Here is a 14,237-nt window from a genome sequence, read left to right as displayed (position 1 = left end):
CACAGAGGGCAACGACGACACCGGCGGGCGTGCCGGTCTCCGAGGCGTCCTGCGGTGCACTCGGCCGGTCGACCTCATCGGTTCCGAACAACGTGCCGGTTCCCCGTGTCATGCCGGACCACCAGCCCTAGCCCTGGCGGGCTTTCATGCGGGGATTCTTCTTGTTGATGATGAACGTCCTGCCGCGACGCCGGACGATCTGCGCCCCGGGGATCTTCTTGAGGGCGTGGAGGGAATTGCGTACCTTCATGGTGCTCCTTCTGTGGTGGTGCTTCGACGTGTCCTGCCCGGGCGGTGCGCCGTCGCCAGACGCAGCTCCTCGTCCGTGAGCGCACAGGCATCCAGCAGGGTCATGATGTCGTCGTCGAGGTCGTCGCCGGTGAGGGCCAGGTGCGTACCCGTACACCACTCGCCGTGCCGCGGACCCGCGTTCCAGGCCCCTTCGGTGCCGAGGGAGATCCGCGGGCCCACCCCGTGCACCGCGATGCGCGCGTCCACTCCCGCGATCCAGACGTTCCCGCGGACGAAGCAGCAGCCCTGCGAGATGGAGCCAAGGGCGGTGCGGAAGCGTTCGGGATGGAGCGGTCGGGCGACCCGGTACTCCAGGGTGACGTCGCGGGGGCCAGGATGGTCCCGGGAAGGCTGCGAGCGTGCGCCCCCGCGAGGTCGTGCATGCCCAGCGCAGTCACAGCGCTCCGGGCGCCGAGCGGGCGCGCCGCGCCGTCGGGATCAACGTTCCCTCCGACGTGGACGATCGTCGCGTGTGGGGCGACTTCGCCGATGAGGTGCAGGCCGCGATCCCACAGGGTCGGATCGCTCGGCAGGTGGTCGTTCGTGATGGTGACGACGGTGTCGGCGAAGAGGAACTCCCCGATGAGGAACTCACCCGGCGTGCGGGAGTCCTCCGGCATCGCCGTGTAGCCGGATTCGAAGAGCGTGTGATGGTCCCACAGCTGGTCCTCCAGGTCCTCCAGACGCACTGTCAGGGCAATCGTGTCCACGGTGAAGGCCCGTGGGGCCACCGTGCGCAGGCCCTCGATCGCGTCCTCGGCGGTCGTCCCCGGGGGCAGGCCCACGATCACACGGGTTGCACCGTCCTCGGCCAGTTGCAGGAGCATCGGCGCAAGGTCGAACCGCACCGTGCAGCTCAGGCAGCCGTGCTCCAGGACCATCGACTCCCGCTCGACGAGCCGGTCAGCGCCATGCACGCGGCGCACCACCACTCCGGCGTCGAGCAGATCATGCAGGACGACAGGCGTGCCCGAGGAGCGTCCTGCCAGGGAGAACGCCGCGCTGTTGCGGCTGAGCCCATCGAGGGAGGTGACGAGGATGGGATGCATGCCCCCACTATATGAGAATCGTTCTCAAACATGAAGCCGGTGGGAGTCACCCGCTCCCACCCTCCTACCGGACGCGCACCCCCGCCCGCCAGACGGCGTGGACGAGCGGCATCCCGGGCCGGTAGGCCAGGTGCGTGGCCGACGGCGCGTTCAGCAGCTGCAGGTCCGCACGGTGCCCGACGGCGAGGGACCCGACGGCGCGGAGGCCGTCGGCGTCGCATCCCGTGTGGCGCCGCAGCGCCACGGCTCCGCCATGGGTCGCCGCGCGGACCGCCTCGTGGACGGTCAGCCCCATCTGCAGGACGGCGGTGGCGACGCAGAAGGCCATGGAGCTCGTGTAGGAGGTGCCGGGATTGCAGTTGCTCGCCAGGGCGATCCGGGCCCCGGCGTCGAGCAGCCGCCGCGCGGGCGCGAACGGCTGGCGCGTGGAGAGGTCGCAGGCGGGCAGGCACGTGGCGACGGTACCCGGCGCGTCGTCCGTACCGGATCCCGACCAGGTGCCCGCGAGCGCGTCGACGTCGTCGTCGGAGAGGTGGTTCACGTGGTCGACGCTGGCGGCGCCGAACTCGACGGCGAGCGCCACGCCGGCGCCCGGGCCGAGCTGGTTGCCGTGCACGCGCAGGCCGAGGCCCGCGGCGGCGCAGGCCGCGAGGACGCGGCGTGACTGGTCGGGGGTGAAGGCGCCGGTCTCGCAGAAGACGTCGGCCCAGCGCACGGAGGGCCGGACGGCGTCGAGCATCGGCCCGCAGACGAGGTCCGTGTAGTCGTCGGCGTCCTCCCCCGCCGGCACGAGGTGCGCGCCGAGGAAGGTGACCTCGTCCACCACGCCTGCCGCGATCCGGGCACCGCGCGCCTCCTGCGCGACGTCGAGCCCGTACCCCGTCTTCGTCTCGAGGTACGTGGTGCCGCCCGCGGCGGCCTCGGCGACGCGGGCCAGCAGGAGCCGCGTGAGGTCGTAGTCCCCGGCGGCGCGCGTGGCCTCCACGGTGACCGCGATACCGCCCGCGGCGTACGCCTCCCCCGCCATCCGGGCCTCGAACTCGGCGGTCCGGTCACCGGCGAACACGAGGTGCGTGTGGCTGTCGACCCAGCCGGGCAGCCCGGCGCGCCCCCCGGCGTCGTACGCCTCGTCCGCCGCGGGAGCCCGGCCGGCCGGTCCGATCCAGCTGATCCGCTCCCCCTCGAGGACCAGGGCGGCGTCCCGCAGGACGGCGCCGTCGGCGTCCTGCGTCATGAGCTCACCGATGTTGGTGACGAGGACGGACATCAGTGCCGCTCCCAGGGCTGCGTGTACCGTGCCGCGGGGCTCCCGGGCTCGTTCCGTGCGTTCGCGGCGGCGTCGAGGCGGCCGATGGCGGCGGCCAGCAGGGGCCCGGGGTCGCCGAGCGTCGCGTGGAGGCCGTCCCGCGCCGTCAGGACTCCGCCGACGACGACGCCCGTGACGTCCTGCGCCGTCGCCGTGTAGGCGAGCTGCTCCCAGGAGGATCCGGCGGTCCGGGCCGTGTGCGGGTCCACGGCCATGTAGTCGGCCGCCAGGCCCGGGCTGAAGCCCGCCCCCGGGCGTCCCTGCGATCGTGCGCCGCCGAGGGACGCGATCCCGTGCAGGCGTTCCGGGTCGAAGTGGCCCCGCCGGCCGGTGCGCAGGCGCTCGCCGTGCTCGAGGGCCCGCATCTCGAGCCAGGGGTCGACGACGGCGTGCTGGTCGGTGCCGAGGGCGAGCTGCGCTCCGGCCTCGTGGAAGTCGCCGGCCGGGCCCAGTCCGTCGGCGAGATCCGCCTCCGTGGTGGGGCAGAGCACGATCACCGCTCCGGCGTCCGCCAGGGTGGCGATGTCGCGTTCGGTGACATGGGTGGCGTGGACGGCCGACAGGCGGTCGGTCACGAGCCCGTGCCGGTGGAGCAGGGCCGTCGGGGTGCAGCCGGTCGCCCGGAGACAGTCCTCGTTCTCGGCGGGCTGCTCGGACAGGTGGACGTGCAGGGGCAGCCCCGGCGGCAGGTGTCGCGCGATCACGGCGAGATCCTCCTCCGGCACCGCGCGGACGGAGTGGATCGCCGCCCCGACCGTGACCCGGTGTGCGGGGTGGTGGGAGGAGATCGCGGTGCGCAGGGAGCCGAGCCGTGCGAGCCAGCGCTCCGCGGTCCCGTCGGAGAAGCGTCGCTGGCGTGCTTCGAGGGGCGTCCCGAAGCCGCCGGCGAGGTAGCACGTGTCGAGCAGCGTCAGGCGGATGCCGGCCCGCGCCGCGGCCCGGGCGAGGGCCAGTTCCATGGCGTGCGGCCCGTCGTCGTGGTCGTGGCTGTCGGCTCCCTGCCCGTACGGCGTGCCGTCGGGGCGGTGGTGGACGTAGTGGAACTCGGCGACACTCGTCCATCCCGCCACCACCATCTCGGCGTACACCGCGGTGGCGAGCTCCTCGTACAGCGCGGGCGTGAGGGCGTCCGCCGCACGGTACATCGTCTCCCGCCAGGTCCAGAAGGTCCCGCCGCCCACCGTGCCATGGGTGCGCCCGCGCAGCGCGCGGTGGAACGCATGCGAGTGCGCGTTGGCGGCGGCGGGGAACGCCACGCCACGGAGGACGACGTCGCCCTCCCGCGCGGGGACACCGGGCAGCACGCCCACCACCAGCCCGTCGGCGTCGGCCTCGATCCGCACCGCGTCCGCGATACCCTCGGCCTCCAGCCACGCGTGCTCGCACCAGACGCCGCTCACGGGAGAGGGCCCATCACAGCAGGTCGTCGAGGACGTCCGCGAGCGCGGTGGCCCCGGCGTCGGCGTCGTCGCGTTCCACGAACTCCTCGGGCGAGTGGCTGATGCCGGTGGGGTTCCGGACGAAGAGCATGGCGGTGGGCGCGATGGCCCCGAGGATGCCGGCGTCGTGCCCGGCGCCGGTGGGCAGGGTGGGGGTGCCGGGGAAGGACCGGCGGAGCGACTGGCCGAGGGTGCGCTGCAGGGCGCCGTCGAAGTGGACGGTGCCGCTGCGCGACTCCTCGGTGAGGGTGGCCCTGCAGCCCTCGAAGGCGCAGATCTTCTGGGCCTGGCCGTGGATCCTCTCGATGAGGGCGGCCGTCAGGGCGTCCTCCTCGTGGCGGACGTCCAGCCACAGGTCCACGCGGGAGGCGATGACGTTCGTCCCGCCCGGTACGGGCTGCAGCCGGCCGACGGTCGCGCGGGCGCCGTCCTGTTCCGCGGCGGCCTTCCGGACGGCGAGGACCACCTGGGCGGCGGCGACCATGGGGTCGGCGCGGTCGGCCATGAGCGTGGTGCCGGCGTGGTTGCCCTGGCCGGTGATGGACAGGCGCCAGCGCCCGTGGCCCAGCATGGTGGAGCCGATCGCCACCGCGGAGTCGAGGTCGATCAGTCCGCGCCCCTGTTCGACGTGGAGTTCCACGAAGTCCCCGATGCGCCGGATCGCCTCCTCGTCGCGGCCCAGGTGCGACGGGTCGATGCCCGCGGCCCGGGAGGCCTCGGCGAAGGTGGTGCCGTCGGTGTCCGTCAGGGACCGGACGTGGTCGGGGTCGAGCGTGCCGGTGAGCAGGCGGGAGCCGAGGCAGGAGACCCCGAACCGGGAGCCCTCCTCCTCGGGGAACACGGCGATCGCGAGGGAGCGCTGCGGGTTCACCCCGCGCTCGCGCAGCAGGTCGACGGCCACGAGGGCGGAGGCGACGCCGAGCGGCCCGTCGTAGGCCCCGCCGCCGGGCACGGAGTCGAGGTGGCTGCCGGTGACGAGCGCGCCGTCCCGGCTGTCCGTGGCGTCCCACCACGCCCAGAGGATGCCGTTGCGGTCCGTCTCCACGGCCAGCCCGCGGTTCTCCGCCTCGGCGGAGAACCATTCGCGCAGCGAGGACTCGGCGGGTGTATGGACGCCACGCGAGTAGCCCCCGCGGGTGGTGTCGCGGCCGACGTCGCTGATGGAGTCGAGGACTGAGGAGACGGTCTGCACGGGCGTACCTTCCGGTCGGGGGCGGGTCTTCAGGATTGCATGGGGATGCGCACCCCGCGCTCCCTGGCGACCTCGCGGGCGCGCCCGTACCCGGCGTCGACGTGGCGCATCACGCCCGTCCCGGGATCGTTGGTGAGGAGCCGCTCGAGCTTCTGCGCCGCGAGGTCCGTGCCGTCGGCCACGGAGACCTGTCCGGCGTGGATGGAGCGGCCCATCCCCACGCCGCCGCCGTGGTGGATGGACACCCAGGTGGCCCCGGAGGCGGTGTTCAGCAGGGCGTTCAGCAGCGGCCAGTCGGCGACGGCGTCGGAGCCGTCCGCCATGGCCTCGGTCTCCCGGTAGGGCGAGGCCACGGACCCGGAGTCGAGGTGGTCGCGGCCGATGACGATCGGGGCCGAGACCTTCCCCTCGGCGACGAGCCGGTTGAGGAGCAGGCCGGCCTTCGCGCGGTCGCCGTAGCCGAGCCAGCAGATCCGGGCGGGCAGGCCCTCGAACTCCACGTGCTCGGCGGCGGCGTCGAGCCAGCGGTGCAGGTGCCCGTTGTCCGGGAACAGCTCCTTGAGCGCGGCGTCCGTGACGGCGATGTCCGCCGGGTCCCCCGAGAGCGCCACCCAGCGGAACGGGCCGAGCCCCTCGCAGAACAGGGGCCTGATGTAGGCGGGGACGAACCCCGGCACGTCGAACGCCCGGCCGTAGCCGCCCTTCCTGGCCTCGTCGCGGATCGAGTTGCCGTAGTCGAAGACCTCCGCTCCGGCGTCGAGGAAGCCGACCATCGCCTCGACGTGCAGGGCCATGGACGCCTGGGCCTTCTTCGTGAAGCCGTCGGGGTCCGCGGCGGCCTCCCGCTCCCACTCGTCGACGGCGATCCCCTCGGGTAGGTAGCTGAGCGGGTCGTGGGCGGAGGTCTGGTCGGTGACGATGTCGACGTCGAGCCCGCGCCGGAGCAGTTCGGGGAACACGGTGGCCGCGTTGCCGACGACGCCCACGGACAGCGCCCGCCGCCCGCGCTTCGCGGCGAGGACCTGTGCCACGGCGTCGTCGAGCGTGTCCGCGACGGTGTCCAGGTAGCGTTTCGCGACGCGGCGGCGCAGGCGCGCCTCGCTGACGTCGACGATGAGGACGGCCCCGCCGTTGAGCGTGACGGCGAGGGGCTGGGCGCCGCCCATGCCGCCGCAGCCCCCGGTCAGGGTGAGGGTGCCGGCGAGGGTGCCGCCGAACCGTTTGCGGGCGATCGCGGCGAATGTCTCGAAGGTGCCCTGGAGGATGCCCTGCGTGCCGATGTAGATCCAGGAGCCCGCGGTCATCTGCCCGTACATCATGAGGCCCTCAGCCTCGAGGCGCCGGAACTCCGGCCACGTGGCCCAGTCCCCCACGAGGTTCGAGTTGGCGAGCAGCACGCGCGGCGCCCACGGATGGGTGCGGAAGACCCCGACGGGCTTGCCGGACTGCACGAGCAGCGTCTCGTCGTCCTCGAGCGTCGTGAGGGTGCGGACGATGGCGTCGTAGGTGTCCCAGCTGCGGGCCGCCCGGCCCGTCCCGCCGTACACCACGAGGTCCTCGGGCCGTTCGGCGACCTCGGGGTCGAGGTTGTTCATGAGCATCCGTAGCGGTGCCTCGGTCTGCCAGCTCTTCGCGGTCAGGCGCGTGCCGCGCGCGGCCCGGATGGACCGGGAGGGATCGTGGGTCGCGGAGGGGGTGGTCATGCCGGTTCTCCTGTCAGGTCCTCGGGCACCGGGACGGCGCCCGCACCGGGCTCCGCCAGGAGGGCCGCGGCCTCCTGTGCCACGAGCGAGCCGATGCGGTGGGCCTCCGCCTCGGTGATGCGGTAGCTGGGGATCACGACGCTGAGCGCAGCGACCGTCCGGCCGCCCGGCGAGAGCGGTGCGGCGATGGCCGTGACGTCCGTCTCGACGCCGTCGCGCACCACGACGAAGCCGCCGTCCGGGGGCCCGCCGGTGAGCACCGCGCCGACGGCGGTGTGCGCGAGCGGGATGCTGCGCCCCACCCAGCTGGCGTGGCGCACGGAGTGGGTGCCCTCGCGCATCGCGAGGTAGACGCCCTCGCCGTCGTGCGAGGGGACGCTGAGGTAGGCCGATTCGCCGGTCCGCTCCACGAGGCGTTCCAGCGCGGGCTCCGCGAGGGAGACCAGGGACTCGTGGCCGAGGGCCTGCGCGCCGAGCTGCACCACGCGGAGGCCGGGCCGGTAGGCGCCGAGGGCGTCCCGGCGGACGAAGCCCGTGCCCTCGAGGGTGCGCAGGAGCCGCAACGCCGTCGACGCCGACAAGTCGGCCTCGCGGGCCGCGTCCGCGAGCGTCAGCGATCCGGCCCCGCAGACCGCCCCGAGCAGCACGAGGGCCCGCTCCACGGTCCGGGTGGGCGATTCGGCCATGGCCCCTCCTTGCTTTCGCAGTCGACGTGTATTTCACTTATTGAAACTCTCTTTTCACTCCATGGCAAGAGCGGCGGGAGCCGCGGGAACCGAGGCGCAGCGTGGACCAGCAGACCGTGATTGTGGGCCCGGGCCCGCTGTCCCCCGCCGACGTCGTCGCGGTGGCGCGGGGCGGCGCCCGCGTGGACCTGGCGCCCGCGTCCCTCGCCGCGATGACCCGGTCCCGCGCGGTGGTCGACGCGCTCGTGGACGACGGCACGCCGCACTACGGGGTCTCGACCGGGTTCGGCGCCCTGGCCACCCGGCACATCCCGCTGGACCAGCGCACCCAGCTGCAGCGCAGCCTCATCCGCAGCCATGCCGCGTCCTCCGGGGCCGAGGTGGACCGCGAGGTGGTGCGCGGGCTGATGCTGGGGCGCCTCTCCACGCTCGCCACGGGCCGGACCGGGGTCCGCCCGCTGGTGGCCTCCACCTACGCCGCCCTGCTGAACGCCGGCATCACCCCCGTCATCGGCGAGTACGGCTCGCTGGGCTGCTCCGGTGATCTCGCGCCGCTCTCCCACGTGGCCCTGGCGCTGATGGGCGAGGGCGAGGTCCGGGACGGTGCAGGGCGCCTGGCGGCGGCGGCCGAGGCGCTCGCGGCAGCCGGGATCGCCCCGGTCGAGCTCCGCGAGAAGGAGGGGCTGGCGCTCATCAACGGCACGGACGGGATGCTCGGGATGCTCGTCCTCGCCGCCGCGGACCTGCACCGGCTCCTCACGACGGCGGACCTCGCGGCGGCCATGAGCGTCGAGGGGCTGCTGGGTACGGACGCCGTGTTCGCGGAGGACCTCCACGCCCTGCGCCCGCACCCGGGCCAGCTGGCGTCCGCCGCGAACATCCGCGCCCTGCTGGCCGGGTCCCCGCTGCTCGCCGACCAGGTCACGTCCGAGACCGGGCGGCACCGCTTCACGCGCGTCCAGGACGCCTACTCCCTGCGCTGCGCGCCGCAGGTCCACGGTGCCGCCCGCGCCACCCTGGCGCACGCGGAGTCGGTGGCGGCGATCGAGCTGGGGTCCGCGATCGACAACCCGGTCATCACGCCCGACGGCCGGATCGAGTCCAACGGCAACTTCCACGGGGCGCCCGTGGGCTACGTGCTGGATTTCCTCGCGATCGCCGTCGCGGACGTCGCCTCCATGAGCGAGCGCCGCACCGACCGCTTCCTCGACACGTCCCGCAGCCACGGGCTCAACGCCTTCCTCGCCCACGATCCCGGCGTCGACTCCGGCCACATGATCGCCCAGTACACGCAGGCCGGGATCGTGTCCGAACTCAAGCGCCTCGCCGCCCCGGCGTCCGTGGACTCCATCCCCTCCTCGGCCATGCAGGAGGACCACGTCTCCATGGGCTGGGCGGCGGGCCTGAAGCTGCGCCGGGCCGTCGACGGCCTGACGCGCGTCCTCGCGATCGAGATCCTCACTGCCGCGCGTGCCCTGGACATGCGCGACGGCGGGACCGCCGTCGGGCCGAGCAGTTCCGCGCCGATCGGCGCCGTCCGGGCCCGGCTCCGGCGGGACGTCGAGGGTCCCGGCACCGACCGCTACCTGGCCCCGGAGATCGAGGCCGCGCGCCGGCTGGTGGACGACGGCGCCCTGCTCGCCGCGGCCGGCCAAGCACTCCCGGGGTCCCTCCAGTAGGGCTTGTTAGGGTGGGCTGACCACCCCCGAGAAAGAAGTACCGCTCCATGTCCTCCCCGGTCACCGTGCCCTCCGTCAGACCCCCGCGCCCCCAGGCGGTCCTCACCGTGCTCGAGACGCAGTGGCTGAGCCCGCACCTGGTGCGGGTCGTGGCGGGCGGACCGGGCTTCCGGGACCTGCAGGACTGCGACGCGACGGACAGGTACGCCAAGCTGCTGTTCGCCAAACCCCATCTGGGCCTGACCCCGCCCTACGACCTGGCGGCCCTCACGCACGAGCTGCCCGCCGGCGACCGCCCCGTCAAGCGGACCTACACCGTCCGGTGGCTCGACGCCGCGGCGGAACGCCTGGCCATCGACTTCGTGGTGCACGGCGACTCGGGCATCGCCGGCCCGTGGGCGGCGCAGGCCTCCCCCGGTGACCTCCTGGTGCTCATGGGCCCCTCCGGAAAATGGTCACCGGACCCTGATGCCGACTGGCACCTCTTCGCCGGGGACGACTCCGCGCTCCCCGCGATCGCCGCAGGCCTCGAAGCCCTGCACCCGGCCGCCGTCGGGCATGCCTACCTCGAGGTGGACACCGCCGCCGATGTGCTCCCCCTCGCGGCCCCCGCAGGCGTGGAACTGCACTGGCTGACGCGGGACGGCCGGGAACCGGGCACGACGACGCTGCTCGCGGACGCCGTCGCCGCCGGGCCGTGGCCCGGGGGTCGCGTCGACGCCTTCGTGCACGGGGAGCGTGGCGCCATGAAGGCCCTGCGGGACATCCTGTTCAGGGAGAAGGGGCTCGCCCGCTCGCAGGTCTCGCTCTCCGGCTACTGGGCGTACGGCCGCGAGGAGGACACCTTCCAGGCGGAGAAGCGGGAACCCATCGGCAAGATCCTCGACGACTGATCCGGGACGCCCGCCGCTCAGGCGACCGGTACGGTGCGGGGGCCACGCCTCGGGCGCCGTTCCAGGAGTCCCATCGCGGGCTCGGCGATCCGCGCCAGCACGGGCCCGAGCACGGCCATGATCAGGACGTACGTCGTCGCGAGGGCGGCGATCTCCGGGATCACCGCCCCGGAGGTCACCGCGAGACCGGCGATCACGATCGAGAACTCCCCGCGTGCCACGAGGGCCGTGCCGGCGCGGGCCCGGCCGAGACGCCCGATGCCCTGGCGGTGGGCGGCCCACCAGCCCGTGGCGATCTTCGTCGCCGTCGTGACGAGCGCGAGGATCAGCGCGACACCGAGCACCGGCGGGATCGACGCCGGGTCGGTGTTGAGCCCGAAGACCACGAAGAAGATGGCCGCGAACAGGTCCCGCAGCGGTTCGAGGAGGCGCGCGGCGTTCTCCGCCGTCGCGCCGGAGATCGCGATGCCGAGGAGGAACGCCCCCACGGCGGCCGAGACCTGCAGGGCGGAGGCCAGCCCCGCGACGAGCAGGGCCGCCCCGATGAGCGTCAGGAGGAAGACCTCGCGGTCCTTGCTGTCGACGATGGCCGAGACCGCATTCCCCCAGCGCAGCGCGACGACGAGCACGAGGGTGACGACGAGGAGGGAGACCCCGACCGTGCCGAGTCCGCCGGCGAAGCTGAGCCCCGCCAGCACCGCGGTGAGGACCGGCAGGTAGACGGCCATCGCGAGGTCCTCGAAGACGAGGATCGCGAGGACCGTGGGGGTCTCCCGGTTGCCGAGACGGCCGAGGTCGCTCATGACCTTCGCGGCGATCCCCGAGGAGGAGATGTACGTGACGCCGCCCATCACGAGGGCCGCGACCGGCCCCCAGCCCAGGATGACCGCGACCAGGGCGCCCGGCGTGAAGTTCAGGACGAGGTCGACGATCCCGGCCATCCAGGACTGGCGCATCCCGGTGACGAGTTCCTTGGCCGTGTACTCCAGGCCGAGCAGCAGCAGGAGCAGGACGACGCCGATCTCACTGGCCACCTCGCTGAAGTCGATGACCCCTTCCAGCTCGAGGAAGCCGCCCTGCCCGAAGAACAGGCCGCCGAGGAGGTACAGGGGGATGGGCGAGAGGCCAATCCGGCCCGCAAGCCGCCCGAGGACCCCGAGGAACAGGAGAATCGCGCCGAGTTCGATCAGGGTGAGGGCGGTCGTGTGCATAGGCGGCGATCAGCCGTTGCGCAGGATGTCCGCTGCGGTGTCCAGGCCCTCCGAGGTGCCCACCACCACCAGCAGGTCGCCGCCGGCGAGCGTGAAGTCGGGGGTGGGTGAGGCCTGGACCTGGCCGGAGCGGAGCACTGCGACGAGGGACGCGCCGGAGCGCGAGCGCATCCTGGTGTCGCCGAGGGCGCGGCCGTCGAAGGGCGATCCGCGGTTGATGTAGAACTGGCGCGTCGAGACACCGGGGAGGTCCCGGTGCTCCTCCGTCAGCTGGGCGACGAGCTGCCGGGACCCCAGGAGGTTGCCGATCGTCGCCGCCTCGTCCGGGGTCAGCGGGATGGACGCGACGCAGGCATCGGGGTCGTTGGCCTTCGAGATGATGAGGTCGAGCTCGCCGTCGCGCTGCGCGACGATGCCCACCCTCCGGCCGGACCCGGTGACGATCTCGCGCCGCACCCCGATGCCGGGAAGGCGCGTTTCGATGACGTTCATGCGATCATCCTAGACCCGCGCGGACTACTCGCCGGCGGGCAGGGCGCCCGTGGTGCTGCCGTTCGCTGAGGGCGTCGAGGCGTCCTCCGGCGTGTACAGATCGGGCTCCAGGTAGACGAGCCTGGCGATCGGGACGGCCGCCCGGATGCGCTGCTCGGCGGTGTCGATGTGGGCCGCGATCTGCGCGCCGCTCTCCTGGCTCCCCACCGAGATCTTGGCTGCGACGAGGAGCTCGTCCGGGCCGAGGTGCAGCGTCTTCAGGTGGATGATCCGGGTGGAGCCGTCGCCGCCGATGGCCTCCTCGATCTTCGCGACGTCGGTGGCGGAGGCGCTCTCCCCGAGGAGCAGGCTCTTGGTCTCCACCGCGAGGATGGCTGCGATGGCCACGAGGAGCAGGCCGATCATCGCCGTGCCCGCCGCGTCCCACAGGCCGTTGTCGGTGAGCAGCGTCATCGAGACGCCGAACAGGGCGAACGTGAGGCCCAGGAGGGCGCCGAGGTCCTCGAGGAGGATGACCGGCAGCTCCGGCGACTTGGCGGTGCGGACGAAGCGCACCCAGCTCATGCCCCCGCGGACGTGGTTGGACTCCCTGACGGCCGTGCGGAGCGAGAAGGACTCGGCGACCATGGCGCCGATGAGGACGGCGAGCGGGACCCACCAGAAGGAGCCCTCGATGGGGTGCGGGTCCAGGGCCTTGTGGTACGCCTCGTACAGCGCGAAGAGGCCGCCGACGCTGAAGAGCACGATCGAGACGATGAACGCGTAGATGTACCGCTCGCGGCCGTAGCCGAAGGGGTGTTCCGGGCTGGCCTGCCGCTTGGCGCGCTTGCCTCCGACGAGCAGCAGGACCTGGTTCCCGGAGTCCGCCACGGAGTGGATGCCCTCGGCGAGCATGGACGAGGACCTCGTGAGCGCGAAGGCCACGAACTTCAGTGCGGCGATCGTGAGGTTCGCGGCGAGGGCCGCGATGATCGCCTTGTTGCCTCCGCTTGCCGACATGATCCGTTCCGTTCCTTCTGCCCCGCGTCCGCCGGGTCGTCCCGCCGGTATGGGGCCGGCCGCCGGCGTCGTGCCCCGGGACCGCCTCCGTTCCCCACTGTACGGACATGTGGACCGCCCGTGGCCGGAAAGTATTGTGCCCTCAGGCAGGACGGAGCGCGGCGGCCGCCGCGAGCACGCTGTGCGGGTCGGCGCCGAGATCGGCCGGATCGGCGCCGGTGAGGAGGACGGCGGCGAGTTCCGCGATGCCCGACGACGTCTGGAACCCGTACCCGCCCTGCCCCGCGAGCCAGAAGAACCCGGGGTGGCCGGGGTCGAACCCCACGACCGGCACGGTGGACTCCCGCTGGGTCCGCAGGCCCGTCCAGGACCGGTGGACGGCCGTGATCCCGAGGGTCGTCACGGTTCCGAGCCGCTCGATGAGGCGCTCGACGTCGCCCGGGTGCGGTTGGGGGTCCCCCGCCTCCGCCGGCTCCGATTCGGCGGGCGAGATGAGGACGCCGTCGGCGTCCGGGCGGTAGTAGAAGGAGTCGTCGGCGGCCGCGACCATCGGGGACCCGGCCTGCGGCGCGTTGTCCGCCGCGACGATCGCCGCGGTCCGTCGGAGCGGCACGAGCCCCTGGGGCGCGACGCCGCACAGCGCCGCGACGCCGTCGGCCCAGGCTCCCGCGGCGTCGACCACGACCTCCGCGGTGATCGGGCGATACCCGGCGCGGACACTCCACGAGGAGCCGTCGTAGCGGGCCTCGGTGACGTGCGCGCCGGTGAGGATGATGACGCCGTCGTCGCTCGCGCTCCGCCGGTGGTATTCGAGCAGCAGGTCCGTGTCCGTGCCCACGCAGTCCGTGTCGATGGCAGCGGCCGCGAAGGCCTCCGGGCGCAGCTGCGGGCAGAGGTCGAGGGCCTCGGCGTGGGAGATCCGGTGCATCGCGGCGCCGGCCCGCGCATCGACGTCGGCCTCGGATCCGACGAGGAGGAAGGACCTCGGCACGGTCAGGGGAAGTCCCGTGGAGGACTGCACGCCGCCCAGCAGCTCCAGCGTGCGCCGGGTCAGGTCCAGGACGGGTTCGGGCCCGTAGCTCGGGATGAGTTGCCGCGCGGAGCGGGAGGAGGTGTGGTACCCGAGGGTCGGCTCGGCCTCCACGAGGACCACGCTGGAGAACGGGGCCAGCGCGGAGGCCAGCGAGAGGCCGGCGATCCCGCCGCCGATGATCAGGACGTCGCACTCGAGGGAGCTCATCCCGTCATCCTAGGCGCGCCCTCCCCCAGCCGGCGCCCCCGCTCCCTGCCCTGTCCG

General features: G+C 73.3%; 13 protein-coding genes. 2 read left to right on the top strand and 11 right to left on the bottom strand.

All coding sequences use genetic code 11. From position 1 onward, the window contains the following. Positions 1–127: 127 nt before the first annotated feature. The 7 genes from ykgO to RY94_RS15590 form a co-directional block, all read right to left on the bottom strand. Positions 128–250, bottom strand: coding sequence for a type B 50S ribosomal protein L36 (gene ykgO, locus RY94_RS15620; RefSeq protein WP_043447329.1), 123 nt, complete (start codon positions 248–250; stop codon positions 128–130). After that, positions 247–606, bottom strand: a complete 360-nt coding sequence (locus RY94_RS18515; protein WP_231554584.1) for a GTP-binding protein — start codon at positions 604–606, stop codon at positions 247–249. The genes ykgO and RY94_RS18515 overlap by 4 nt, the downstream gene beginning before the upstream one ends. A 798-nt stretch (positions 607–1,404) precedes the next feature. Then, on the bottom strand, positions 1,405–2,607 hold the full coding sequence (hutI, locus tag RY94_RS15610; RefSeq protein ID WP_043447326.1) for an imidazolonepropionase: 1,203 nt from the start codon (positions 2,605–2,607) through the stop codon (positions 1,405–1,407). Then, entirely contained in the window at positions 2,607–4,046 is a 1,440-nt protein-coding gene (locus tag RY94_RS15605) for a formimidoylglutamate deiminase (RefSeq protein ID WP_082046435.1), read from the bottom strand. Before RY94_RS15605 ends, hutI begins: the two co-directional genes overlap by 1 nt. A gap of 13 nt (positions 4,047–4,059) precedes the next feature. Further along, complete coding sequence (locus RY94_RS15600) at positions 4,060–5,277, bottom strand: allantoate amidohydrolase (RefSeq protein WP_043447323.1); 1,218 nt, start codon at positions 5,275–5,277, stop codon at positions 4,060–4,062. Between the two features lie 29 nt (positions 5,278–5,306). Beyond that, on the bottom strand, positions 5,307–6,980 hold the full coding sequence (gene hutU, locus RY94_RS15595) for a urocanate hydratase (protein ID WP_043447321.1): 1,674 nt from the start codon (positions 6,978–6,980) through the stop codon (positions 5,307–5,309). Then, positions 6,977–7,666, bottom strand: coding sequence for an IclR family transcriptional regulator (locus RY94_RS15590; protein ID WP_043447318.1), 690 nt, complete (start codon positions 7,664–7,666; stop codon positions 6,977–6,979). The genes hutU and RY94_RS15590 overlap by 4 nt, the downstream gene beginning before the upstream one ends. Before the next feature lie 101 nt (positions 7,667–7,767). On the opposite strand from RY94_RS15590, the gene hutH reads away from it, so the two are divergent. Beyond that, complete coding sequence (hutH, locus tag RY94_RS15585; protein WP_043447316.1) at positions 7,768–9,345, top strand: histidine ammonia-lyase; 1,578 nt, start codon at positions 7,768–7,770, stop codon at positions 9,343–9,345. 47 nt (positions 9,346–9,392) lie between these two features. Then, positions 9,393–10,238 carry a siderophore-interacting protein gene (locus RY94_RS15580; RefSeq protein WP_043447313.1) on the top strand — a complete coding sequence of 282 codons (846 nt, stop codon included), beginning with the start codon at positions 9,393–9,395 and terminating at the stop codon, positions 10,236–10,238. 17 nt (positions 10,239–10,255) lie between these two features. Here RY94_RS15580 and RY94_RS15575 read toward each other — a convergent pair whose 3' ends face one another. From RY94_RS15575 to RY94_RS15560, 4 genes are all read right to left on the bottom strand, one after another. Beyond that, on the bottom strand, positions 10,256–11,449 hold the full coding sequence (locus RY94_RS15575; protein ID WP_043447310.1) for a cation:proton antiporter: 1,194 nt from the start codon (positions 11,447–11,449) through the stop codon (positions 10,256–10,258). Between the two features lie 9 nt (positions 11,450–11,458). Beyond that, positions 11,459–11,941 (bottom strand): cation:proton antiporter regulatory subunit, encoded by a 483-nt coding sequence (locus RY94_RS15570; protein WP_043447306.1) that lies wholly within the window; start codon positions 11,939–11,941, stop codon positions 11,459–11,461. Between the two features lie 24 nt (positions 11,942–11,965). Beyond that, the gene (locus RY94_RS15565) at positions 11,966–12,940 is read right to left on the bottom strand and encodes a cation diffusion facilitator family transporter (protein WP_043447304.1); all 975 of its coding nucleotides are present in this window, start codon (positions 12,938–12,940) and stop codon (positions 11,966–11,968) included. Positions 12,941–13,082: 142 nt separating this feature from the next. Continuing rightward, entirely contained in the window at positions 13,083–14,180 is a 1,098-nt protein-coding gene (locus tag RY94_RS15560) for an NAD(P)/FAD-dependent oxidoreductase (RefSeq protein ID WP_043447302.1), read from the bottom strand. Positions 14,181–14,237 lie beyond the last annotated feature (57 nt).

The sequence above is a fragment of the Arthrobacter sp. L77 genome (genome assembly GCF_000816565.1).
Taxonomy (GTDB): Bacteria; Actinomycetota; Actinomycetes; order Actinomycetales; family Micrococcaceae; genus Arthrobacter_D; species Arthrobacter_D antioxidans.
Note: the sequence above shows the minus strand (reverse complement) of the source record. Positions and strands in the feature narration are given on the sequence as shown.

What these genes read in the sequence shown, in the direction of transcription:
- RY94_RS15565 (WP_043447304.1), bottom strand. Translation starts at nt 12,940, where the DNA reads ATGTCGGCAAGCGGAGGCAACAAGGCGATCATCGCGGCCCTCGCCGCG.
- hutI (WP_043447326.1), bottom strand. Translation starts at nt 2,607, where the DNA reads ATGTCCGTCCTCGTCACCAACATCGGTGAGCTCATGACGCAGGACGCC.
- RY94_RS15570 (WP_043447306.1), bottom strand. Translation starts at nt 11,941, where the DNA reads ATGAACGTCATCGAAACGCGCCTTCCCGGCATCGGGGTGCGGCGCGAG.
- RY94_RS15560 (WP_043447302.1), bottom strand. Translation starts at nt 14,180, where the DNA reads ATGAGCTCCCTCGAGTGCGACGTCCTGATCATCGGCGGCGGGATCGCC.
- ykgO (WP_043447329.1), bottom strand. Translation starts at nt 250, where the DNA reads ATGAAGGTACGCAATTCCCTCCACGCCCTCAAGAAGATCCCCGGGGCG.
- RY94_RS15590 (WP_043447318.1), bottom strand. Translation starts at nt 7,666, where the DNA reads ATGGCCGAATCGCCCACCCGGACCGTGGAGCGGGCCCTCGTGCTGCTC.
- hutU (WP_043447321.1), bottom strand. Translation starts at nt 6,980, where the DNA reads ATGACCACCCCCTCCGCGACCCACGATCCCTCCCGGTCCATCCGGGCC.
- RY94_RS15580 (WP_043447313.1), top strand. Translation starts at nt 9,393, where the DNA reads ATGTCCTCCCCGGTCACCGTGCCCTCCGTCAGACCCCCGCGCCCCCAG.
- RY94_RS15575 (WP_043447310.1), bottom strand. Translation starts at nt 11,449, where the DNA reads ATGCACACGACCGCCCTCACCCTGATCGAACTCGGCGCGATTCTCCTG.